Here is a 21,176-nt window from a genome sequence, read left to right on the forward strand (position 1 = left end):
CGCCGGACGGCGCCGCGCTTTCGGCCGGGTGGAGGAGCGGACGGGCGAGGCGGTGATCCGCGGCGGCACGCGGCGGCGGGGTGGTTAGTGTGTCGTTGTGGGCGACGCGGGCGGTGGAGACGGGATCGTGCGCCGGGCGACCGGGGTCGGCGTGCTCGACCGCGTGGTCGCCATCCTCGACGCGGTCGAGGCGCGGCCGATGGGGGCCAGCGAACTGGCCCGCCACCTCGGGCTGGCGGTGCCCACCGTGCACCGGCTGGCCGCCGCGATGGTCGTCCACGGCCTGCTGTTCCGCGACGCCGAGGGCCGCCACCACGTCGGCTCCAGGTTCGCCTCCACCGCGCTGGCCGCCGCGGCGTCGCCGGTGCTGGAGGAGCTGCGGCGCGAGACCGGCGAGACCGCGCAGGTGTGGGTGCCGCGCGGTGACTCGCGGGTGTGCCTGGCCTGCGTCGAGTCGACCTCGGAGCTGCGGGCGTCGCTGCCCGTCGGCACCGCGCTGCCGCTGTCGGCCAAGGGGTCCGCGGCGCAGGCGCTGACCGAGGAGCCGGGCGAGTCGTCGCGGCGGTGGTTCGAGAGCGTTTCCGTGCGCACGCCGGGGCTTTGCTCGGTGTCGGCGCCGGTGCACTACGCGACGGAGATCGTCGCGGCCGTGTGCGTCGCCGCGCCCGTCTCCCGCGTCCGCGCGGAAGGTCCCGGCGCGCAATGGGGCGCGCTCGTGGTCGCGGCGGCCGAACGGCTGGAGGAAGCACTCCTCAGCCGCTGACGGGGCGGCCGGCCTCGCGCGCACGGTGTTGAGTCCGACTGCGCGGAGGTTCCGCGCCCACCGGTGACCACGAGTGGGCGGAGTCGCGCAGTGCCCGAGTGGCCGAAGGTATCGCGCCCGTCCTGAGGCCGGCCGCCGCTGAGTCCAGGCGTCCGGAAGGCTTGCGCTCGCCGCGTCGCGGGTCCCGGCGCTGATGCACCCGGCTGCGAACCGCCTCGCGCCCGCCGCCCTGGTCGAACCCCGCCTCGTGCGGGGCGCCCCTTGCGTCCGCGCCGTGCCGCGCCCGCCCGTCCGCACGCGCCAGCCGCGCCCGCCTCGGAAACCGCCCCTTGCCCTCGGGGCCGTCGCACCGTACCTTCCTTCTCGTAAAACGAGCAAGCATTCTCGTTATTTGATAAACGACGCGAAGGGGCTGTTCGTGGTCGACATCGAAGCCGAATGCGGAACCGGGGTGGGCGCCGGAATGGACGCCGGGCCCGCAGCCGGCCCAGGCGAGCCGGGACTGCTATCCGGCATCCGCGTGCTGGAACTGGGCAACTTCATCGCGGCACCGTTCGCCACCCGTTTGTTCGCCGACTTCGGCGCGGAGGTGGTCAAGATCGAGAAACCGGGCTCGGGCGACGAGCTGCGCGGCTGGCGGCGCCCGCGCGGGAGCACCTCGATGATGTTCCGGACCATGGCGCGCAACAAGAAGTCGGTGACCCTGGACCTGCGCACGCCGGAGGGCAGGGCCATCGCGCTCGACCTGGTGCGGCGCTGCGACGTCGTCGTGGAGAACTTCCGCCCCGGGACGCTGGAGCGCTGGGGCATGGGCCCCGACGAGCTCACCGCGGCGAACCCCGACGTCGTGCTGGTCCGCATCTCCGGCTACGGCCAAACCGGTCCGTACCGCGAGCGCGCCGGGTTCGGCGGGGTGGCCGAGGCTTTCGGCGGCCTGCGCCAGATCACCGGCCACGCCGACCGGCCACCGGTGCGGCCCGCGGCTCCGGTCGGCGACGTGCTGGCCGGGCTGCACGGCGCGGTCGGTGCCCTGGTGTTGTTGCTGGCCAAGGAGAAAGGCCGTCCGCATCCGGGGCCGAGGGTCGCCGACGTCGCCCTGTACGAGTCGGTGTTCATGGCGGTGGAGTCGCTGGTGCCCGAGTACGACGCCTACGGCATGGTGCGCGAGCGCACCGCGGGCAACCTCCCCGGCGTGGTGCCCAGCGGTGTCTACCCGACCTCCGACGGCGCGTCCGTCATGATCGCGGGCAACTCCAGCGGCGCCTTCGCGCGGCTGATGACCGCGGTCGGCCGGGCGGACCTCGCCGCCGACGCGTCCCTGGCCGACGGCGACGCCCGCTACGCGCGCGAGCAGGAGCTCGACGCCGCCATCACCAAGTGGACGAGCGAGCGCACCGCCGCGGAGGCGGTGTCGGTGCTGGCCGAGGCCGGAGTACCGGCGGGGCCGGTCTGCGATGCCCGCGCGATCGCCGAGGACGAGCACTACCGGGCGCGCGGGATGCTGCGCCCGATGCCCGTCGTCGTGGAGGACGAGCCGCAGGAGGTCAGGTTCCCGGGCGTGGTGCCGCGGCTGCCCGGCGCGCCGGGCCGGGTGCGCTGGGTCGGGCCGGAGCTGGGCGAGCACAACGACGAGGTGCTGGGGGGTCTGCTCGGCATCGACGCCGAGCGGCTCGGCGACTACCGGGCGCGGGAGGTGGTGTGACGTGGCGGTCACCATCACCGAGGTCGTGATGCGCGACGGGCTGCAGGACGAGCCGGTCGTGGTCGAGGTCGGCGACCGGGTCGCGATCGCGGCGGCGCTGGTGGCCGCCGGGCTGCGCGAGATCGAGGCGGGCTCGTTCGTCAACCCCGCGCGGGTGCCGCAGATGGCGGGCGCGGAGGAGGTGTTCGCCGCGCTGCCGCACCGGGACGCCGTCCGCTACAGCGCGCTCGCGCTCAACGCGCGAGGGGTCCGCAGGGCCGTCGCCGCCGGAGCGGGGGAGGTCACCCTGGTCGCGTCGGCGGGGCAGGGGCACAGCCGCGCGAACGCGGGTCGCGGCGTCGAGCAGGCGCTGGAGGAAGCGGCGGAGGTCGTCGCCGCGCACCCGCGGACGCGATTCGCGGCGGGGATCGCCACCGCGTTCGTGTGCCCTTTCGACGGCGACATCGACCCCCGTCGGCTGCTCGCCGTCGCGCAGCGGTTCGCGGGCACGGGCATCACCCGGATCGGGTTGGCCGACACCCTCGGCACCGCGAGCCCGCGGCAGGTGGTGCGCTCGCTGGACGTCGTCCGCGAAGCGCTTCCCGAGGTCGAGCTCTCCCTGCACCTGCACAACGCCCACGGCCAGGCACTGGACACAGTGGACGCGGCGCTGGCGCTGGGCGTCGCGCGCTTCGACAGCGCGGCAGGCGGTTACGGGGGCTGCCCGTTCGCGCCCGGGGCGCACGGCAACATCGCCACCGAAGAACTGGTCGCCCACCTGCACGCGCGCGGTATCCCCACCGGTGTCGACGAGCACGCGCTCGCCGAGGCGGTCGCGCTCGTGCGCGAGGCGCTGGCGCGCGGGCGAAGCTGCCCCACGCCCTCCTAGCCGCGCGAACCGGTCCCGCGAACCGATTCTTCGAACAAGCCCTTCGAACCACTCCTTTCGACCCCACCGCGAACAATTCCTACGTCAATGGTGACGTCGCCCGGCGCCCGGCCCGGGTTCGCGTGACCGGAACAGGTCGGCCATGGTCCATGCGTTGTCGTTGCTCGTGCTCGCCGCCGTCTTCGTCGTGGCCACCACGACGCCGGTGAACATGGGGATAGTCGCCTTCCTGGCGGCGTTCCTGGTCGGCGGCCTGTCGGGGGTCGGGATCGAGGCGGTGCTGGGGTTCTTCCCCGGAGACGTCTTCGTGCTGGTCGTCGGTATCACGCTGCTGTTCGGGGTGGCCCGGGTCAACGGCACGATCGACCTGGTGGTGTCGGCCTCGCTGCGCCTGGTGCGGGGGCGCCGGTGGGCGGTGGTGTGGCTGATGTTCGCGCTGGCGGCGGTGCTGATGTCGCTCGGTTCGGTGCTGGCGGTCGGGATGCTCGCCCCGATCGCGATGCCCGTCGCCGAGCGCTACCGCATCAATCCGCTGCTGATGGGCATGATGCTCAGCCACGGCGCGCTGTCCGCCGCGTTCTCGCCCATCACCGTGTACGGGGCGTTCACCACGGGCATGGTCGCCCGCGCGGGGCTCGACGTGTCGCCGCTCCTGCTGTTCGCCGTGCCGTTCGCGCTCAACGTCGCGTTCGCGGTGGTGCTGTTCCTCGTGCTCGGGCGCGACCTGCTGAAGCGGGAGGACGACCGCGTCGGCCCGGTCGAGGAAGCCGAGCCGGCGGGCGGGGGAGGGGCGGCCACGCTCGCGCCTCCGGTGGCCGGTACCGCCGTGCTGCGCGCGGTTCCGGTGACTCCGCGACGGGTGCTGACGCTGACCGGGATGGCGGCGCTGCTGGTGTCGGGGTTGCTGGGTGCCGACGTGGGGGTCACCGCGTTCGTGGTGGGAAGCGCCCTGCTGCTGGTCTCGCCGAACCGGCACCAGGACTCGATGAAGGACGTCGCCTGGTCGGCGGTGCTGCTGGTGTGCGGGATGCTCACCTACATGGCGGTGCTGAAGGAGAACGGCACGCTGGCGCTGCTCGGCGAGGGCGCGGCGGCGCTCGGTTCGCCCCTGCTCGCCGCGCTGCTGCTGTGCCTGGCGGTGGCGGTGCTCTCGGCGTTCGGCTCGTCCATCGGCACGCTGGGCATCGCGCTGCCGCTGGCGTTGCCGCTGCTCGAACTCGGCGGCATCGGCGCCGCCGGGTTCGTCGTCGCCCTCGGCTTCTGCTCGACCGTCGTGGACGTCAGCCCGTTCTCGACCAACGGCATCATCGTCCTGGCGCAGGCGAGGGTGGACGACAAGCAGCGGTTCCAGCGGCGGATGCTGGCCTACGGCGGGCTGGTCGTGCTGGTGGCGCCGGTGCTGGCCTGGTCGGTCGCCGTCCTGCCGACCTCATGACCGGTCCCGCGCTCAGCGCAGGATCTCCACCAGCAGCACCCAGGCGTTGAGCATCGCGGCCACGAGTCCGGCGATGAGGCCGACCGGCAGCCAGTAGAGGCCGCCGAGCGTGCCGGTCAGCACGCCGAAGCCGGACAGCGCGAGCGAAAGCGACAGCAGCGCTGACGGTGCCGCCTGACCGAGGAACCAGGCCACGAGGGACTGTTCCGGAGCGCGCAGCCACGGGCGGTTGAGCCGGAACAGCCACCCGCCGGTGACGACGCCGGTCGCCAGCTCCGCTCCCAGGGCAGCCGGATGCTGCTCGGGGATCAGCAGGAGCAGCGCGGTGACCATGGGAACGCCGAGCAGGACCAGGGTGTGGGCCGCCCGCGCGGTGAGCCGGTTCCCGGCGAGGATGCGCTGGAGGTTGATCGACAGCGACACGAACAACAGCCCCGCCAGCGCGGCGCCGGCGCCGGCCGTCGCGACCCCGAAGTCGCTCCATCCCTCGGACTGGTACGCGCTCACCCGCCGCATCGTCGCAGCAGGCGGTTCTGATCGCCGGACGCCGGAGCCGCCGTCCTGCCGACGTCGTGCCGCCCCCGGCTGAGGTCGTCGGGGCACCAGCAGGCACCGGGCTCAGCGCTTGAGCGGATCGTGGCCCCAGTTCATCAGCGAGTAGCGCCACCTTGTGCGGCTGACGTCTCCGGACGGCTGCTGCGCCAGGTGGCGCCGGACGTAACCGGTCACCTCGCGCATGTGTTCGTAGTCGCCTTGCTCGAGGTCACCGGAGGGAGTGCACAGGATGTCCACGATCCAGCGGCCCGACCGGTGGCCCTTGGACTCGCCCGCACCCTCGCCGACCGACTTCGACTCGTCGGTTTCCAGCCAGTCCCCCAGCTCCTTCGCGGTCATGTTCACCGCCTGGCCGAAGTCGTCCTTGGCCCTGCGCCTTTCCTCGTCGTTCATGCGTTCCCCCTCGGGCGCGCCGGCTAGCGGTCGATCTGCTTGTCGAGCTGGCGCAGCACGGTCTTCCGCCCCTTGTGGCTGCTCTCGTGCTCGCGCGCGCGGCGAGCCTGTTGCGGACTGAGCTTGCGCGCCTGCTTGACGGCCTCGGCCGCGGGCAGGCCGTCCAGCTCGGCGGCCTTGCGGGCCGCCCGCGCGGCCGGCGGGTTGGCCGAGTGCTGGCGGCCCCGGCGATCGTCGCGCCGCTTGGCCTGCCGGGTTTCGCGCCGCTGCTGCGGAGTCAGCTCCTCCCACGCCTCACGCGGCAGGTAGCGGTCGGTGCCGTGCTCGCCGCGAGCGCGAGTGCCGCCCGACGCGGTCCGCCAGTCCTGCTCGGTCCAGCGCCGCAGATCCCGCTGGCTGCGGCTGCGGCGCTGCGGGTGCCGGTAGCCGCCGCCCTGCCGTTCGTACTCCTGTGCCAGCAGCTGGCTCTTGCGCGCCGACCACCGCCCCGGCGCACCGCCCTTGTCCGATGCCTTGATCCGCTCCTTCAGCCGCTCCCGCAGCTGCGGGTCGGTGTAGTCGGCGCGGTAGTCGCTCGCCTTCTTGCCCATGACACCGGTTACCCAGGTTCTCGCGGCGCATTGCACGAAAAAAGTCGTGGGCCTGCGGCGGTTTCCGGTGAATCGTTGAGCAGGAACGCATCGATCATGCGGGTGCGGAACGGGAAGCGCAGGCTTGGAAGGCGTCAGGCGCCAACCGACGGCGTGGGCCTGCTGTGATGGGGGCCTGCACAGGGAGACGGCCATGTTCTACCACGTGCAACGCATGATCAACGAAATCGTGCCGGACGAACCGGACCCGGGAGCGGCCAACGCGCTGCAGGAGGGACTGGGCGGCCAGTTCGGCGAGATGCGGACGATGATGCAGTACCTGTTCCAGAGCTTCAACTTCCGCGGGGCTGAGGCCAAACCGTACCGGGACCTGCTGCACGGCATCGGCACCGAGGAGATCAGCCACGTCGAGCTGATCGCCACCACGATCGCGCGCCTGCTCGACGGTTCGCCGCGCTACCAGGGCAATCCGACCGAGCTCGACGAACCCGCCGCCGGAGGCGGGACCCCCTTGTCCAACGCACTGTCGCAGGGCAACATCCACCACTTCCTCGTAGGCGCGCAGGGCGCGATGCCGGTGGACGCGGTCGGCAACCCCTGGTCCGGCTCCTACGTCTACAACAGCGGCAACCTGGTCCTGGACCTGCTGTACAACCTCATGCTCGAGTCGACCGGGCGGTTGCAGAAGTGCCGGATCTACGAGATGAGCTCGAACCGCACGCTGCGTTCCACCGTGTCCTATCTGATCGTGCGCGACCAGGCCCACGAGAACGCCTACGCCAAGGCGCTGGAGAGCCTCGGCGTCGACTGGGGCCGCACCCTGCCGATCCCCAAGACCCGCGCCGAACGCTACCCGGAAGTCGCGGCGCTGCTGGAACAGGGCCTGGAGAACAGGCAGTACACCTTCAGCCTCGACAACCTCTCCGAAGCCGGGAAGCTGTTCCGCGCGACATCGCCGTCCGACGGTGACAAGACGCTCAGCACCGCGCAGGCCCCCGAGGGGGTGCCGATCGAGATCGCCGATCCGCGTCCCGAGGAGTTCTCCCCGGGCCTCGACCCGGCGCTGCTCGAGCTCGTGCAGGCCACCGCCGAGCAGGAACTGGCCGAAGCCGAGGAGCCCGTGCGGTACGGATCGACTTCCTGAGTCCTGGCCGAAACCATCCACAGTAGACATAAGTCGATGGTCCGACCTGGGTTGGAAACCCGGGCTGCGCACGCCATGCGGCGATGCCGGGAGCGTGTCACGGACACGTCCCGTCGCGACGACGTCGGTCATGGCGCCCGGCGACCACCCTCGGCCGGGTGAAGATCGGTTGATGATCACTTGATCGGGTGCAGCCCTGTTTGTGCGCCCCCATCCGCTGTGTGATCATCCGCCCGCAGTCGGAAGAACCGCGGGAGCCTCGCGGATGATTCCGGCCTCGTCGCGTCGCGTGCCCGGGACGTCGACATCTCCCCCGACCGATCCCATGCGGCAACGCGAACCGCGCTGGAGGACACCCATGACCGAGACCGGCCACCCGGAGGACGCGAGCGCGATCGTCGGGGCGGCCTGCGGGCTCCTCGGCGCGACAGCGGATCTGCCGGGGATGACGCCGGCCGGGCTCGCGCACGACAGCGGAACGGCGCGGTGAGCGTGGACCAGCGAGGTGTGGCGATCACCGGTGCCACCGGCTTCCTCGGCATCCACCTGGTGGCCGAGCTGATGGACCGGCACCGCAGACTGATCGTGCTGGCGCGCCGCGACCGCGCGTCCGTGCTGGACACCATGGAGCGGCGGTTGCGCCTGGTCGGCGTGCCCGAGCGCGTGCTGCGGGAACTGCCGGAGCGGCTGAAGGTCGTGCGCGTCGAGCTGACCCGCCCCCGGCTCGGGCTGATCCCGGCGACGTTCCAGCTGCTGGCCGACCGGATCGACCGGATATGGCACTGCGCGGGCGACACCACCCTCGACGGCGACCTCTCGCGGCTGCGCGAGGTCAACGTCGCGGGCACCCGCCACGTGCTGGACCTGGCCGCCGCGGGTGAGCGGCGCCCGCTGGTGCACCACACCAGCACGATCGGGGTCGCCGGTTCGCGCCGCTACGGGCTGATCCCGGCGCGGGTGCTCGACGACGATGCCGGCTTCGAGTGCAACTACGAGCGGTCGAAGTACGAGGCGGAGGCGCTGGTCCAGCGCTGGGCGGCCGACCGGGGACGCCCGGTCGTCGTGCACCGGCCGAGCGTGCTGATCACCGACCGGCCACACCGCGCCGAGATGCCGCTGAACCCGCTCACCACGATCGCCAGGCTGCTGCACCGGCACCTCACCCAGCTCGGGCTCGCGGGCGAGGTGCCCGAGCAGCTCCAGCCGGTGGTGCGGGTGCCCGCCGACAGCACCGCTTCGGTCAACCTCGTGCAGGCCCGGCACGCGGCCGCGGTGATGGCCCGGCTCGGCGACCACCCGCCGTCGGCGGGCGTGCAGGTGCACCACGTCGTCCACCAGCGCGACCTGCTGGTGCCGGACCTGCTCGCGGTGCTGGAGCGGATGGCTCCGGTGCGCCTGCGGGTCGTGCCCGCCGCGCCACCGGACACCTCGCCGCTGGAGGCGGTTCTGCAGGCGTACCCGGTGGTGCAGCGCTACATGCGCCATCACCGCCGGTTCGACAGTTCCAGCGTGCGAGCCCTGCTGGGCGAGCGCGCCGCGGCGGCGCCGATCGACGCCGACTACCTGCTGGCCGGACTGCGTTCGGTGTTCGACGCACCGGCGAGGTTGTGACGCGGCCGCGCGCTCTCCGCCCGGTGGGCGGGGTTTGTCCTACGTCCAAAGTGGATGGTTGATGGCCCTGATGTGTCCGCGAGGTGCGGCGCGCAACGCGGTCCGGTGTGGACAGAATGCGTTTAGCACCTCGGCGGGCGCCCAGCGGGTCAGGCGCTCGCACGGCGTTCGACGGCGGTGCGCAGGCGTCGCAGCATCTCCTCGAGGATCGGTCCCGAGGTCGCGAAGTTGAGCCGGGCGAACCCGTCACCGCCGGGGCCGAACGAGGGGCCGGAGCTGAGCATGACCTCGGCGTGGGTGAGGAAGAACGCCGCCGGGTCCGAGCCGAGCCCGAGTTCGCGGCAGTCGAGCCACGCCAGGTAGCCCGCCTCGGGGCTGTGGTGGCCGATGCCGCCGGGCAGCGCGTCGGCGACCATCCGCCGGTTGCGGTCGAGCGTCGAGCGCACCTGCGCCAGCCACGGGTCGCCCTCCAGCCACGCGGTCCGGGTGGCCAGCACGCTCAGCGAGCTCACCTCGCCGAACAGCATCGGCGGCTGCTCGGCCAGCGCGCGGCGGATGCGCGCGTCTCCGATGTGGGCGACCGAGCAGCGCAGGCCCGCCAGGTTGAACCCCTTGCTCGCGGAGGTGAGCGTGACCGTCCGGGACGCGATCTCCGGTCCGAGCGAGGCGATCGGGACGTGCCGGTGCGGTTCGTGCACGAGGTCGGAGTGGATCTCGTCGGAGATGACGAGCAGGTCGTGGCGCACCGCGATGTCGGCGATCGAGGTGAGCTCGGCGCGGGTGAACACCCGGCCCGTCGGGTTCTGCGGGTTGACCAGCACCAGCGCCCGGCAGCCGCGGGCGGCGACGTCCCGGGACAGCCGGTCGGCGTCGAAGCCCCAGCCGCCGTCGGCGTCGACCATGGGAATCGGCACCAGTTCGCGCCCCATGTCGGTGAGTGTCTGGAGGAACGGTGGGTACGTCGGCGTGTGCATCGCCACGGCGTCGCCCCGGGCGGTCCCGAGGTGCAGCACGACCTGCAACGACTGGATCAGCTCGGTGAACACCCGCACCACCGCCGGGTCGACCGCGAAGTCGTGGCGCCGCCGCATCCGCTCGGCGAAGGCCTCCCGGAGCGGGTGCAGGTCGGGCCGGTCGTCCCACCAGGGGTAGCCGAGTTCGGTGTCCAGCTCGCGGCGCAGCACCTCGCGCACGGGCTCGGCGGTGGGGAAGTCCATGTCCGCGATCCAGGCGGGCAGCACGCCGGGACCGGCCGCGGACCACTTGACCCCCGATCGCCGGCGCAGGGAGTCGAGGTCGAGGTCGTCGAACATGGCCGGTGCCCCCTTCGTGCCGTGTGACCGCGCCAGGCGATCGCCTGCGGGCATGCTACGCGCCGACCCGGAACTAGTCATTGACAAGTTGGTGGCCCCGGGTGCATCTTGACAGGGTCAAGTTCGCCTCTTCGGAACAGAGGTCATCCCATGGCTCCCCTGGTCGCCCTGGTCCTTGTCACGTTGTTGCTGCTGGCGGCGGGAGCCGCCGGCGTGCGCCCGCTGAGGCGCTGGCCGGTCGCGGTGCGCGGCGGACTCGCCGCGATGTTCGTGCTGACCGGCGGCGCGCACTTCATCGGCATGCGCGAGCAGCTGATCAGCATGGTCCCGCCCGGCCTGCCCGCGCCGGGACTGCTCGTCACCGTCACCGGGGTCCTCGAACTGCTGGGCGCCGCCGGGTTGCTGTGGCACCGCACCGCGCCGTGGGCGGCGGCCGGGCTGAGCGTCCTGCTCGTCGTGATGTTCCCGGCCAACGTCCACGCCGCTGTCGCGGGAATCCTGCCCGGCGCGGAGGACCAACTGCTCCCGCGCACCGCGATGCAGGTCGTCTTCCTCGCGGCCACCCTGTCCGTCGTGGTGCACCACCTGCGAGCCCGGCGTCGCCCGGTCTCCGGGCGCGCCGCGGCCGCCTGACCGGTTACCGCGGTCCGGCAGTCAAGCCCAACGGACTACTTGCGCACCGTCCATGATGGTCACGCTTCTCGAAGTCGGATGACGATGCCCGCCGCCTCGCCTGCCGAACGTCCGGCCCGGCCTGGCGGTGTGGCGCTCACCCCAGCGGGTCCTCGGCGTTGCGCAGCGCTGCCCGAACATCGCCGTGGAACGGGTCTCCGTGGCCGAAGCACGCGACGTCGACGTCCAGCTCCGCCAAGCGGCGCAGCGAACGCCACGCCCGCTCGCGGTCGACGTCGAAGCCGCCGAGGATCGGCGGGCCTCCGGCAGAGCCGGCCACGGTGTCCCCGGTCAGCAGCACCCGTTGACGCGGCAGGTGCAGTCCGATGCTGCCCGGTGTGTGGCCGGGGATCTCCAGCACCGTGCAGCCACCGGCGAACGGCAGCGAGTCGCCTTCGGACACCTCCCGATCGACCCGGCACGGCGGGCCCTGCGGCGACTTGCCCTCCGGCGTCGCCTGCTCGAAAAGCGGTCGCTCGGCGTCGGTGAGCACCGGTGGTGGGCCGGGCAGCTCACCCCGGACGAAGGGCGCGTCGGCGGCACCCGCCACCACGGTCGCACCGGTCGCCTCGGCGAGCTCGGCCGCCGCACCGGTGTGGTCGACGTGGAAGTGGGTGAGCACGATCCGGCGCAGCTCCTCCGGGGACCGCCCGACCCGCTCCAGCGCCGACAGGATCTGCGGCCCGTGCCCGAGGTCGCCGGCGTCGATCAGCGTCACCTCCCGTTCGTCCAGCCAGAGGTAGGCGTTGAGCAGGTAGGCGGGCGTGCCGGACAACCGGATGCGGTGCAGCCCGGGAACCACTTCGACGATGTCCACCACCGCACGGTAGAGCGGTTCCCGGTTGCCGCACACGGGCTTTCACAGTGGGCGTAAACGAATCCGCCCTGTCCCGGCTCGCGCCGGAGCCCCGGCCGACGAGGGTCAGGATCGGGGTCAGTGGATCTGGCGCTCCTGGCCCCGCCAGAACGGTTCGCGGAGCTTGAACTTCTGGATCTTGCCGGTCGCGGTGCGGGGCAGCTCGTCGATGAAGTCGACGCGCTTGGGGCACTTGTACCCCGCGAGGTGCTCGCGGCAGTGGCCGATGAGGTCCTCGGCGGTGGTGGTGTCGTCTTCGGTGACGACGAGCGCGGTGACGAGCTCGCCCCACTTCTCGTCGGGGATGCCGATCACCGCGACCTCCCGCACGGCGGGGTGGGAGGTGAGCGCGTCCTCGACCTCGATGGACGACACGTTCTCGCCGCCGGTGATGATGACGTCCTTCTTGCGGTCGGCGATGGTCAGGTAGCCGTCGTGCACCGTCCCGCCGTCCCCGGTGTGGAACCAGCCGCCCTCCTGGACGCGCGCGGTCTCCTGCGGGTTCTCCCAGTAGCCGTCGAGGTTGTGGTTGGACTGCGCGAGCACCTCGCCGCCGTCGTCGACGGCGATGCGGACCCCGATCGCCGGGGCCCCGGCACGGCCGAGCAGGCGAGCCTGCTCGGTGCCGTCGAGCTCCGCCCACTCCGAGCGCATCCGGTTGACCGTCAGCAGCGGCGCGGTCTCGGTGAGCCCGTAGATCTGGATGAACTCCCACCCCAGCTCCTCGCGCACGCGCTGGATGGTCCTGGTGGGCGGTGGCGCCCCGGCCACGACGATGCGAACCCGGTCGCGGCCGGGGATCTCGCCCTCCCAGTCCTTGGCGGCGTCCAGCGCGGCGGTGACCACGGCAGGGGCCGCGCACAGGATCGTCACGCCGTGGTCGCGGATGCGGCGCAGGATCTCCGCACCGTCGACCTTGCGCAGCACGACGTGCCTGCCGCCGAGCCCGGTGAGCGCGTAGGGCATTCCCCAGCCGTTGCAGTGGAACATCGGGAGCGTGTGCAGCAGGACGTCGTCGTCGTTCAGCGTGGTGTGCAGACCGAAGACCGTCGCGTTGATCCACAGGTTGCGGTGCGTCAGCTGCACGCCCTTGGGGCGGGCGGTGGTGCCGGAGGTGTAGTTGAGCGTCGCGGTGGCCGCCTCGTCGCCGTCCCAGCGGGCCGGTTCGGCGGTGCTGCCGAAGACGGCGTCGTCGTCCTCGCCGAGCACGAAGGTGTGCTTGGCGGTCGCGGTGTCGAGCAGGTGCCGCAGGTCGGGGTCGACGAGCAGCACGTCGGCGCCGGAGTGCTCGACGATGTAGCGCACCTCGGCAGGCGCCAGCCGGAAGTTGACCGGGACCAGGATGCGTCCCCACCCGGACACGCCGAAGAACGACACCAGCAGCCGGGCCGCGTTGTGGGACACGATCGCCACCCGGCCGCCGACCGGCACGCCCAGCGCGTCCAGTCCGGCCGCCTGCGCGCGGGCCAGCCGGGCCATGTCCCGGTAGGTGAGCGACCCCCACGACGGGGCGGGCTGGTCGGGCTCGTCGACCACCGCCACCCGGTCGGGGTAGACCAGCTCGGCCCGGTCGAGGAAGTCGCGGATCGTCAGGTCGAAGAACATGTCCAGCCCCTTTCTGCCCCGGTCGGGTACCGCCACCGGAGGCCTGATCATGGCTCCGGGGCACCTGCCCCGCTACCCCACAAAGGGGGTAGCGCCGCGGGGGAGCGGCGGGCTCAGCCGATCAGTCCGGCCTGGCGGGCCCGGTTGACGGCCTGGACGCGGTTGGTCGCGTCCAGCTTCTTCATGGCGCTCTTCAGATAGGACTTCACGGTGTTGGGCAGCAGGCCGAGGCGCCGCGCCACCGCGTCGTTGGTGCAGCCGGTCGCCACCAGCGCGAGCACCTCGGTCTCCCGCGGCGACAGCGCGGGCCGGGTGCCGTGCCGGTACCTCCCGTCGTGCGCCTTCACGCGGCGGCACACCTCGAGCAGCCGGCCGCGGGTGCCCTCGTCCTCGATGGTCGCGGCGATGGCCAGGAGCTCGGTGCAGAGCTCGTCGGCCTCGCCGGGGGAGAGCGCGGTGCGCGGTTCGGTCGCGGGGGCGGTCATGCGGGCCAGGCGGCGCAGCACTTCCTGCTCCACCGCGATGTCGCGCTCGACCCGCCGCACGACCCGTTCCGCCGCGCGCAGCACGTCGTCGCCGAAGTGCGTGCGCTGCCGCCCGGCCGCATAGAGGACGGCGTGCGTGCCGTCGCCGACCCGGATCGGCAGGGCGAGCATCGCGCGCAGACCCTCGGGTGCCACGGCGGCGTCGTAGCGGTGGGTGATCTCCTCGGCGGTGAGGTAGTCGGCGACCGCGGAGGGGCGGGCCAGCGCGAGCACCTTGCCGCCGAGCCCGGCGCCGGAGCTGACGGTGAGGTTCAGCAGCGACCGGGTGGCGGTGCCGCTCAGCTGGTCGATGACGAAGCGGCGCCGGTCCGCCGAGACCGCGCCGCCGAAGGCGACCGGCAGCTCGGTCGCTTCCCGCAGCGCCCGCACACCTCGCGCGAGCAACACGCCCAGGTCCGGTGGGGACTGGTCCGACGGCGTTGTCATGGAGCGTCCTCGCAGGTCACAGCAGTGCCGACACCGGCCCCTAGCCTGCCGGCGCCGGCGAGCTGCCTTGTGTTGCGGAGCACACTACTTCAGCGGGACGCCGAACGCCTCGCACCCGGCGAGCACGCCTGCCTCTGTCTAGGGCAGGTGGCGGACGGACTCCTGGTGGGCGCGCACCTCGTCCGGGGTGAACAGCACCGGCTTGTTCCGGAAGGACAGTAACAGCTCGCGCTCCTCGCTCCTGGATTCATCGCTCGGTTCCGACGAGAGCGGCACGTTCGATCTCGTCGAAGGCGGTGGTGTTCTCGTCGCCGCGGTCGCGCCCACACCAGGAACCCGCGACGGCGAGCACGAACGCCGCGGGCACCGACACCAGCGCGGGGATGGTCAGCGGGAACAGCGGTGCCACGCCGGTGACCAGCCCGGTCGGGCCGAGGACGTTCGGGCTCACCGCGACGAGGCCGAGGCTGACCAACAGGCCGCCTGCCAGCGCCCAGCTCGCCCCGGTCCGGTTGAACCCGCGCCAGTAGATCGACAGCACCAGCACGGGCATGTTCGTGCTCGCCGCGACCGCGAAGGCCACGTTGGCCAGGAACGCCAGGTTGAAGTGCTTCGCCGCCAGCGCGAGCAGCATCGCCACCAGCGCGATGCCGACCAGCGACAGCCGTGCCGCCCGCAGCTGCCCGCGCGGTGACACCGCGCCGCGCTTGACGACGTGGGTGTAGAGGTCGTGGGCGAACGCGCCGGAGGTGGCGATGGCGACACCGGCGAGCACCGCCAGGATGGTGGCCAGCGCGACGCCGACGACGGCCGCGCGCAGCGCCTCTCCGCCGAGCACCTCGGCGAGCTGCACGGCGGCGAGGTTGCCCTTCTCGTGCGCGGCCTCGATGCCGGGTGCTCCGACCGCGCGCAGCGCGCCGTAGCCGAGGAACGGCAGGACGAGGTAGAACGCGCTGAACACCCACAGCGCGACCAGCCCGGAGCGGCGCGCGGCGGGGGCGTCGCGGACGGTGAGGAAGCGGACCATCACGTGCGGCAGGCCCATCACGCCGAGGGCGAGGGCCAGCTGCTGGGAGATGGTGTCGGCGGTGCCGGTGATCCCGAGCGGCTCGGCGACCACGGCCGCCGCGGGCAGCCCGCGCACGACGCCGAGCGGGTCCGGCCCGTACTCGGCCAGCACCAGCAGCAGGACCGTCGCCGTGCCGCCGAGCAGCAGCCCGGTCTTGAGCACCTGCACCCACGTCGTGGCCAGCATGCCGCCGAACGTGGTGTAGACGACCATGAGCACGCCCAGGACGAGCACCGCCGCGCTGAACTCCACTCCCAGCAGCGCCTGCACCAGCAGCCCCGCGCCGACGAACTGGATCACCATGTACATCGCGGAGATGACGATCGTGGTGACCGCCAGCCAGCCGCGCAGGCCGCGTCCGCGGAAGCGCGCCGCGACGGCGTCGGCGAGGGTGAAGCGGCCGAGGTTGCGCAACGGCTCGGCGATGACCAGCAGCACCAGCAGATAGGCCAGCGGCACGGCCGATGCCAGGTAGAAGCCGTTGAATCCGGTCAGCGCGATGGCGCCGCTGATGCCGAGGAACGAGGCCGCCGAGACGTAGTCGCCTGCGATGGCCAGCCCGTTGCCGACGGTCCCTACCTGTCCCTCGGCGACGTAGTGCGACGAGGCCGAGGTGTTGCGCCTGGCCGCGACCCAGGTGATGGCCAGGGTGAGCGCGAGGATGCCGGCGACGATCGAGACGCTGAGGATCACCCCCGCTCACCCCGCTGCTTCCCGGCTCGCACCAGCGCGTCCATCCGCCGCGCCCACCGCGCGTAGCCGTGCGCGACCGCGAGGATGACGCCGAAGATCGCGAAGCCGGCCCAGTAGGCGGTGCCGAGACCGGCGATCCGGCCGGAGAGCACCGTCGTGGACGTGGTGAGCGCGACGTAGCCGAGGAATCCGGCGAGCAGCACGCCCGCGCTGCCGAGGGCGAGCGACCGGCGGCGCTTGGCCATGACGAGCACCGCGTCCTCGTCGCTTCCGGTGGGACGGTCCGGCGATGGAGCAGCCATGAGCCCTCGCAGTCGGTGAGATGGCCTGAACGGCGACGAGATAGTCAAACATTGGATTGATGCGAGAGAGTAGTGACGCACCGCACAGCTCACAAGGAGGGTTGCCCACTTACTCGGTCAAGGCGCTGGCTCGGGCTGGCGCGGACTTCGGGGGGCGGGTGAACGGGCGCTCGCAGCCAGTTCGATGAGCTGTTTTGGAAGAAGTGCCGGTCTTTTGCGAGCCGAGGCGGGCTGGGGGATCAGGTATCGCCGTGCGGCAGTCGGTCGCTATGGGGGACCGCTGGCTCTGTCCGGGCGAACTCACGCCGGAGCCTTCCGTCGTCGCGTTGCTTGACTTAGTGTGCGGCACCACAGTTGACTAGTAAAAGCTTTGATCGAAGTGGAGAAGTCATGGGTGCGAAGCCGTTCGCGTCGTCGGGAGACCTGGCCGACAAGGAGCAGACGCTGGAGGTGCTGGCCGACGGCGTGTACGCGCTGACCGCCGAGGGCGATCCGAACGTCGGTGCCGTCGAGGGCGAGGACTTCCTGGTCTGTTTCGAGGCCCTGGCCACGCCCACCGCCGCCCGGGAGTGGCTGGCCAGGCTGCGCGAGCACACCGACAAGCCGGTCAAGTACCTGGTGCTGTCGCACTACCACGCGGTGCGGGTGCTGGGCGCGAGCGCGTTCGACGCCGAGGTCGTCATCGCCCACGACGACACCCGAGCGTTGATCGCCGAACGCGGCAAGCAGGACTGGGAATCGGAGTTCGGGCGGATGCCGAGGCTGTTCAAGGAACCGGAGTCGATCCCGGGTCTCACCTGGCCGAGCGTGACGTTCAGCGACCGGCTGACGATTCCGCTGGGCGGCGACCGGGGCGAGTTGGAGTTGCGCCACTGCGGCCGGGGGCACACCGAGGGCGACATCGTCGGCTGGCTGCCGCAGCAGCGCATCCTGTTCGCAGGCGACCTGGTCGAGGCGCAGGCCGCGCTCTACACCGGCGACGCCTTCCACCTCGACTGGTCGACCTCCACATTGGACTCCGTGGCGGCTCTGGACGCCGAGGCGCTGGTCGGCGGACGGGGCGCGGTCGCCCGCGGTCGTGACCGAGTGCGCGCCGCGATCGAGCAGACCAGGCATTTCCTGGAGGTGATGATCCGAGAGGTCCGCGCGGAGCAGGAGCGCGACGGCACGCTCAAGGGCGCCTTCGACGCCTGCCACGCCGCTCTGGTCGGCACCTACGGGCGCTGGCCGATCTTCGAGCACTGCCTGCCCTTCGACGTGGCACGCCTGTGGGACGAACTGTCCGGTGTGGAGCGTCCGGTGATCTGGACCGCCGAGCGCGACCGCGAGGTCTGGGACCGGTTGCAGGGCTGAGCCGTCGCCGATTGGAGCCCGATGAACGCGAGTCAGTCCCCGCCGGTGCTGGTGCTGGGCGGCGGTCCCGTCGGGCAGACCACCGCGCTCCTGCTGGCCCGGTGGGCGGTGCCGGTGGTGCTGCTCGACCAGCGTCCGCGGCGCGACCCGGTCGGTTCGAAGGCGATCTGCCAGCAGCGCGACGTCCTCGACGTGTGGAACGCGGTGGGAGCCGGGCGCCGGATCGCGGACGAGGGAGTCACCTGGACCACCGCGCGCACCTTCTACCGCGACCGCGAGCTGTTCGGGTACTCCTTCCAGGAACGGGGCAGTCCGGCTTTCCCGCCGTTCGTCAACCTCTCCCAGGCCCGCACCGAGGAGATCCTGGACGAGCGCATCGCGGCCGAACCGCTCATCGACGTCCGGTGGGACCACCGAGTCACCGGGATCGAGCAGGACGGAGCCGGGGTCCGGCTCCGCTGCGACACGCCGGAGGGGACGGCCACCGTCGAGGGCTGCTGGGCGGTGGCCTGCGCCGGGGCGCGCGGTGACGCGGTGCGGCGGATGCTGGGCGTGGAGTTCGCCGGGCGGTCGTTCGACGACCGGTTCCTGATCTGCGACATCCGCACCGACCTGCCGGACTGGGCGGAGGAGCGGCGCTTCTACTTCGACCCGGCGTGGAACCCCGGCAGACAGGTGCTCATCCACCCGTGCCCGGACTCCACCTTCCGCATCGACTGGCAGGTCCCGGCGGGCTACGACCTCGACGCCGAGGAGGCGTGCGGAGCGCTGGACGAGCGGATCCGCGCGATCATCGGCGAGCGCCCGTACGAGATCGTGTGGAAGTCGGTGTACCGGTTCCACTCGCGGCTGGTGGACCGGATGCGGGCCGGCCGCGTCCTGCTGGCGGGCGACTGCGCCCACCTGGTGTCCCCGTTCGGTGCGCGGGGCCTCAACTCCGGTGTGCAGGACGCCGAGAACGCGGCGTGGAAGATCGCCTTCGTCGTGCACGGCTGGGCGGGCGAACGGCTGCTCGACAGCTACCACGACGAACGACACGCGGCCGCGGTGGAGAACCTGGAGGTCACCGGCACGACGATGCGTTTCCTGGTCCCCGGTGACGAGCAGGAGCGGCAGCGGCGCACCGCGATCCTGGAGCGTGCCGCGCACGACCGCACGGCGTGGGCCGAGGTCGACTCCGGACGGCTGTCCGAGCCGTACTGGTACGCCCGCTCGCCGCTTACGACCCCGAGCGCCGCCCGTCCGCCCGCGTGCCGCCCGGAACGGGGGAGGACACCGCGACCCGGTCCCGGCGTGCTGGTGCCGGACGCGCCGGTGTCGGTTCCCGGCAGGGGCACGACCCGGTTCCGGGAACTGGCGCGGGACGGTGTGCTGCTGCTGGCCTGCGGTGGGGTCGACCAGACCGAGGTGCGTGCCGCGGCCACCGGGATCGCGGCCCCGGTGCGTTGTCTCGACCTAGCCGCGATCGACCGCGCCGGCGCGCTCGGGGAGGCACTGTCGGCCGGGCCGGGCGAGCTGTGGGTGATCAGGCCGGATGCCCATGTCGCGGCCGTACTCACGCACCCGGACCGCACCGCCGTGCTCTGCGCCCTGCGCAAGCTCCTCGCCGCATCCCCGGCTCAGCCCATGCGGTCCGGGGCCGAAAGGCCGGCGTCCACTTCGTGAGTCCTTCGGGTCGCCAGGGCAACCCGAAAGATTCACGGGTAGGTCTGCGCCGGACTCGTCGCCGTGTCCCCGGCGGCGAGTCCGGTCCGAGCGTGGTGCCCTGGTTGCGGGTGCGCGGGGCGGGACGGACACTGCGGAAGCCGTTGCGGCCGACGACCGGGGGAGACGCATGGGTCTGGACAACGCTCGTGCCGTTGCCGATGCCGTCCTGTTCGAGGGATACCTGCTCTACCCGTACCGCGCCTCGGCGTTGAAGAACCGCATGCGCTGGCAGTTCGGCGTGCTCGCGCCGAACTCCGGTGGCGCGGGCGAGCCCTCCCACGCGCGGACCGAATGCCTGGTCGAGCCCGGGGCGGAACCGGTGTTCGACATCCGGGTGCGCTTCCTGCACCTGCGCAGGCACGCGACCACCCCTTCGTGGGATGAGGGCGTGGTGCGCGAGATCCCCGTGGCGGCCAGCATCCGCGACGAGGGCACCCACGAGTTCCCCTGGGAGATCGGCGAAGACGGCGAAGCCGGGCGAGACGAGCGCACGTGTCGGCTCAACGGAGTGGTCCGCCTCGAGGTGCGCGGCGTCGAGGACGCCTCGGAACTGCGCAAGGTCGCGGTCACCGTGGAGAACCGGACTCCGTGGACGCCGCGTCCGGGCGACGGCCGCGACGAGATGCTTCGCCGCGCCATGGTGTCGGCCCACACCATGCTGGCCGTCCAGGACGGCGGATTCCTCTCGCTGCTCGACCCGCCGCAACGGGCCCGCGCGGCGGCGAAGTCCTGTCGCAACGAGCACACCTGGCCGGTGCTGGTGGGCGAGCCGGGCTCGAACGACGTCGTGCTGTCGGCGCCGATCATCCTCTACGACCACCCGGCGGTGTCGGCGCAGAGCCCCGGGGACCTGTTCGACGCCACCGAGATCGACGAGATCCTCACGCTGCGCACCATGACCCTGACCGATGCGGAGAAGCAGGAGGTCAGGGAGACCGACCCGCGTGCGGCCGAGCTGATCGAACGCACCGAGGGTCTGCCGCCCGAGATCCTCGAACGCCTGCACGGCACGGTGCGCTTCCCGCAGCGGGAGGGACGATGAGCGGCAAGGTCCTCGTCGCGGGCATCGGGAACGTGTTCCTGGGCGACGACGGCTTCGGGGTGGAGGTCGTGGGCCGCCTGCTGGAGGAGGAACACCCCGCAGGCGTGCGGGTCGCCGACTTCGGCGTCCGCGGCGTCCACCTCGCCTACGAGCTGATGAACGGGTACGACGCCGTGGTGCTCGTGGACGCGGTGCCCCTGTCGGAGGAGCCGGGCACCGTCCAGGTCGTCGAGGTCGACCTGGACGCCGTCGAGCCGGCGGCCCCCGGCGCGGCCGCCCCGGTGATGGACGCCCACGGCATGACGCCCGACGCGGTGTTCGGCCTGTTCAGAGCTCTCGGCGGCAGCGTCGGCAGAGCGCTGGTGGTGGGCTGCCGGCCCCTGGACTGCTCGGAGCGGATGGGCCTGTCCGAACCGGTCGCCGGAGCCGTCGACCGGGCTGCCGGCCTCGTGCGCGAGCTGGTCGGCGAACTGACCGCCGCGCCGCGGGCGGAACCCGGTTTCGAACCGCGCCGCTGAGCCGCCGGGACTGT

The 21,176-nt window shown here is 72.3% G+C and carries 22 protein-coding genes; 12 read left to right on the forward strand and 10 right to left on the reverse strand.

All coding sequences use genetic code 11. The annotated features are described in order from the left end of the window. Nucleotides 1-97: 97 nt before the first annotated feature. From SACE_RS14750 to SACE_RS14765, 4 genes are all read left to right on the forward strand, one after another. Nucleotides 98-763: an IclR family transcriptional regulator domain-containing protein gene (locus tag SACE_RS14750; protein WP_009950841.1), complete on the forward strand. Its 666-nt coding sequence runs from the start codon at nucleotides 98-100 to the stop codon at nucleotides 761-763. 391 nt (nucleotides 764-1,154) lie between these two features. Beyond that, nucleotides 1,155-2,465 (forward strand): CaiB/BaiF CoA transferase family protein, encoded by a 1,311-nt coding sequence (locus SACE_RS14755; RefSeq protein ID WP_009950839.1) that lies wholly within the window; start codon nucleotides 1,155-1,157, stop codon nucleotides 2,463-2,465. Nucleotide 2,466: 1 nt separating this feature from the next. Then, complete coding sequence (locus SACE_RS14760; RefSeq protein ID WP_009950838.1) at nucleotides 2,467-3,333, forward strand: hydroxymethylglutaryl-CoA lyase; 867 nt, start codon at nucleotides 2,467-2,469, stop codon at nucleotides 3,331-3,333. A 142-nt stretch (nucleotides 3,334-3,475) separates the two neighbouring features. Then, a complete protein-coding gene (locus tag SACE_RS14765; protein ID WP_009950837.1) occupies nucleotides 3,476-4,768 on the forward strand; it encodes an SLC13 family permease in 1,293 nt (430 codons plus the stop codon). 12 nt (nucleotides 4,769-4,780) lie between these two features. Here SACE_RS14765 and SACE_RS14770 read toward each other — a convergent pair whose 3' ends face one another. The 3 genes from SACE_RS14770 to SACE_RS14780 form a co-directional block, all read right to left on the reverse strand. Further along, on the reverse strand, nucleotides 4,781-5,284 hold the full coding sequence (locus SACE_RS14770; protein WP_011873918.1) for a hypothetical protein: 504 nt from the start codon (nucleotides 5,282-5,284) through the stop codon (nucleotides 4,781-4,783). Nucleotides 5,285-5,386: 102 nt separating this feature from the next. After that, nucleotides 5,387-5,716 (reverse strand): DUF3140 domain-containing protein, encoded by a 330-nt coding sequence (locus tag SACE_RS14775; protein WP_009950835.1) that lies wholly within the window; start codon nucleotides 5,714-5,716, stop codon nucleotides 5,387-5,389. 23 nt (nucleotides 5,717-5,739) lie between these two features. After that, nucleotides 5,740-6,306, reverse strand: a complete 567-nt coding sequence (locus SACE_RS14780; protein WP_009950834.1) for a hypothetical protein — start codon at nucleotides 6,304-6,306, stop codon at nucleotides 5,740-5,742. A gap of 193 nt (nucleotides 6,307-6,499) precedes the next feature. Here SACE_RS14780 and SACE_RS14785 point away from each other — a divergent pair, with 193 nt between their 5' ends. From SACE_RS14785 to SACE_RS14790, 3 genes are all read left to right on the forward strand, one after another. Continuing rightward, entirely contained in the window at nucleotides 6,500-7,450 is a 951-nt protein-coding gene (locus SACE_RS14785; RefSeq protein WP_009950833.1) for a manganese catalase family protein, read from the forward strand. Nucleotides 7,451-7,808: 358 nt separating this feature from the next. Continuing rightward, nucleotides 7,809-7,940: a hypothetical protein gene (locus tag SACE_RS39725; protein ID WP_009950832.1), complete on the forward strand. Its 132-nt coding sequence runs from the start codon at nucleotides 7,809-7,811 to the stop codon at nucleotides 7,938-7,940. Continuing rightward, nucleotides 7,937-9,061, forward strand: coding sequence for an SDR family oxidoreductase (locus SACE_RS14790; protein WP_021342031.1), 1,125 nt, complete (start codon nucleotides 7,937-7,939; stop codon nucleotides 9,059-9,061). Before SACE_RS39725 ends, SACE_RS14790 begins: the two co-directional genes overlap by 4 nt. Nucleotides 9,062-9,210: 149 nt before the next feature. Here the strand turns inward: SACE_RS14790 and SACE_RS14795 are convergent, their stop codons facing one another. Continuing rightward, nucleotides 9,211-10,374 (reverse strand): MalY/PatB family protein, encoded by a 1,164-nt coding sequence (locus SACE_RS14795; protein ID WP_009950828.1) that lies wholly within the window; start codon nucleotides 10,372-10,374, stop codon nucleotides 9,211-9,213. 150 nt (nucleotides 10,375-10,524) lie between these two features. Here SACE_RS14795 and SACE_RS14800 point away from each other — a divergent pair, with 150 nt between their 5' ends. Continuing rightward, the gene (locus SACE_RS14800) at nucleotides 10,525-11,007 is read left to right on the forward strand and encodes a DoxX family protein (RefSeq protein ID WP_009950827.1); all 483 of its coding nucleotides are present in this window, start codon (nucleotides 10,525-10,527) and stop codon (nucleotides 11,005-11,007) included. A 136-nt stretch (nucleotides 11,008-11,143) separates the two neighbouring features. Here the strand turns inward: SACE_RS14800 and SACE_RS14805 are convergent, their stop codons facing one another. From SACE_RS14805 to SACE_RS14825, 6 genes are all read right to left on the reverse strand, one after another. After that, nucleotides 11,144-11,863, reverse strand: a complete 720-nt coding sequence (locus SACE_RS14805) for an MBL fold metallo-hydrolase (protein ID WP_308196708.1) — start codon at nucleotides 11,861-11,863, stop codon at nucleotides 11,144-11,146. A 117-nt stretch (nucleotides 11,864-11,980) separates the two neighbouring features. After that, a complete protein-coding gene (locus SACE_RS14810) occupies nucleotides 11,981-13,507 on the reverse strand; it encodes an AMP-binding protein (protein ID WP_011873920.1) in 1,527 nt (508 codons plus the stop codon). A 113-nt stretch (nucleotides 13,508-13,620) separates the two neighbouring features. Further along, nucleotides 13,621-14,478, reverse strand: a complete 858-nt coding sequence (locus SACE_RS14815; protein ID WP_009950824.1) for a helix-turn-helix transcriptional regulator — start codon at nucleotides 14,476-14,478, stop codon at nucleotides 13,621-13,623. 138 nt (nucleotides 14,479-14,616) lie between these two features. After that, on the reverse strand, nucleotides 14,617-14,754 hold the full coding sequence (locus tag SACE_RS39225; protein WP_009950823.1) for a hypothetical protein: 138 nt from the start codon (nucleotides 14,752-14,754) through the stop codon (nucleotides 14,617-14,619). Next, complete coding sequence (locus SACE_RS14820; RefSeq protein ID WP_009950822.1) at nucleotides 14,726-16,240, reverse strand: solute symporter family protein; 1,515 nt, start codon at nucleotides 16,238-16,240, stop codon at nucleotides 14,726-14,728. The genes SACE_RS39225 and SACE_RS14820 overlap by 29 nt, the downstream gene beginning before the upstream one ends. Beyond that, nucleotides 16,237-16,542 carry a DUF485 domain-containing protein gene (locus SACE_RS14825; RefSeq protein ID WP_031334794.1) on the reverse strand — a complete coding sequence of 102 codons (306 nt, stop codon included), beginning with the start codon at nucleotides 16,540-16,542 and terminating at the stop codon, nucleotides 16,237-16,239. The genes SACE_RS14820 and SACE_RS14825 overlap by 4 nt, the downstream gene beginning before the upstream one ends. A gap of 390 nt (nucleotides 16,543-16,932) precedes the next feature. Here SACE_RS14825 and SACE_RS14830 point away from each other — a divergent pair, with 390 nt between their 5' ends. The 4 genes from SACE_RS14830 to SACE_RS14845 all read left to right on the forward strand — a co-directional run bounded on the left by SACE_RS14830 (nucleotide 16,933) and on the right by SACE_RS14845 (nucleotide 21,162). Then, nucleotides 16,933-17,895 (forward strand): MBL fold metallo-hydrolase, encoded by a 963-nt coding sequence (locus tag SACE_RS14830; RefSeq protein ID WP_011873922.1) that lies wholly within the window; start codon nucleotides 16,933-16,935, stop codon nucleotides 17,893-17,895. A gap of 21 nt (nucleotides 17,896-17,916) precedes the next feature. Further along, entirely contained in the window at nucleotides 17,917-19,560 is a 1,644-nt protein-coding gene (locus SACE_RS14835) for an FAD-dependent monooxygenase (protein WP_011873923.1), read from the forward strand. A gap of 169 nt (nucleotides 19,561-19,729) precedes the next feature. Continuing rightward, the gene (locus SACE_RS14840) at nucleotides 19,730-20,644 is read left to right on the forward strand and encodes a hypothetical protein (protein ID WP_009945373.1); all 915 of its coding nucleotides are present in this window, start codon (nucleotides 19,730-19,732) and stop codon (nucleotides 20,642-20,644) included. Then, nucleotides 20,641-21,162, forward strand: coding sequence for a hydrogenase maturation protease (locus SACE_RS14845; RefSeq protein ID WP_009945371.1), 522 nt, complete (start codon nucleotides 20,641-20,643; stop codon nucleotides 21,160-21,162). Before SACE_RS14840 ends, SACE_RS14845 begins: the two co-directional genes overlap by 4 nt. The last annotated feature ends 14 nt before the right edge of the window (nucleotides 21,163-21,176 follow it).

Source organism: Saccharopolyspora erythraea NRRL 2338 (assembly GCF_000062885.1).
GTDB lineage: Bacteria > Actinomycetota > Actinomycetes > Mycobacteriales > Pseudonocardiaceae > Saccharopolyspora_D > Saccharopolyspora_D erythraea.

What these genes read in the sequence shown, in the direction of transcription:
- SACE_RS14770 (WP_011873918.1), bottom strand. Translation starts at nt 5,284, where the DNA reads ATGCGGCGGGTGAGCGCGTACCAGTCCGAGGGATGGAGCGACTTCGGG.
- SACE_RS14780 (WP_009950834.1), bottom strand. Translation starts at nt 6,306, where the DNA reads ATGGGCAAGAAGGCGAGCGACTACCGCGCCGACTACACCGACCCGCAG.
- SACE_RS14815 (WP_009950824.1), bottom strand. Translation starts at nt 14,478, where the DNA reads ATGACAACGCCGTCGGACCAGTCCCCACCGGACCTGGGCGTGTTGCTC.
- SACE_RS14795 (WP_009950828.1), bottom strand. Translation starts at nt 10,374, where the DNA reads ATGTTCGACGACCTCGACCTCGACTCCCTGCGCCGGCGATCGGGGGTC.
- SACE_RS14845 (WP_009945371.1), top strand. Translation starts at nt 20,641, where the DNA reads ATGAGCGGCAAGGTCCTCGTCGCGGGCATCGGGAACGTGTTCCTGGGC.
- SACE_RS14765 (WP_009950837.1), top strand. Translation starts at nt 3,476, where the DNA reads ATGGTCCATGCGTTGTCGTTGCTCGTGCTCGCCGCCGTCTTCGTCGTG.
- SACE_RS14810 (WP_011873920.1), bottom strand. Translation starts at nt 13,507, where the DNA reads ATGTTCTTCGACCTGACGATCCGCGACTTCCTCGACCGGGCCGAGCTG.
- SACE_RS14775 (WP_009950835.1), bottom strand. Translation starts at nt 5,716, where the DNA reads ATGAACGACGAGGAAAGGCGCAGGGCCAAGGACGACTTCGGCCAGGCG.
- SACE_RS39725 (WP_009950832.1), top strand. Translation starts at nt 7,809, where the DNA reads ATGACCGAGACCGGCCACCCGGAGGACGCGAGCGCGATCGTCGGGGCG.
- SACE_RS14785 (WP_009950833.1), top strand. Translation starts at nt 6,500, where the DNA reads ATGTTCTACCACGTGCAACGCATGATCAACGAAATCGTGCCGGACGAA.
- SACE_RS14835 (WP_011873923.1), top strand. Translation starts at nt 17,917, where the DNA reads ATGAACGCGAGTCAGTCCCCGCCGGTGCTGGTGCTGGGCGGCGGTCCC.
- SACE_RS14800 (WP_009950827.1), top strand. Translation starts at nt 10,525, where the DNA reads ATGGCTCCCCTGGTCGCCCTGGTCCTTGTCACGTTGTTGCTGCTGGCG.
- SACE_RS14825 (WP_031334794.1), bottom strand. Translation starts at nt 16,542, where the DNA reads ATGGCTGCTCCATCGCCGGACCGTCCCACCGGAAGCGACGAGGACGCG.
- SACE_RS14830 (WP_011873922.1), top strand. Translation starts at nt 16,933, where the DNA reads ATGGGTGCGAAGCCGTTCGCGTCGTCGGGAGACCTGGCCGACAAGGAG.
- SACE_RS14840 (WP_009945373.1), top strand. Translation starts at nt 19,730, where the DNA reads ATGGGTCTGGACAACGCTCGTGCCGTTGCCGATGCCGTCCTGTTCGAG.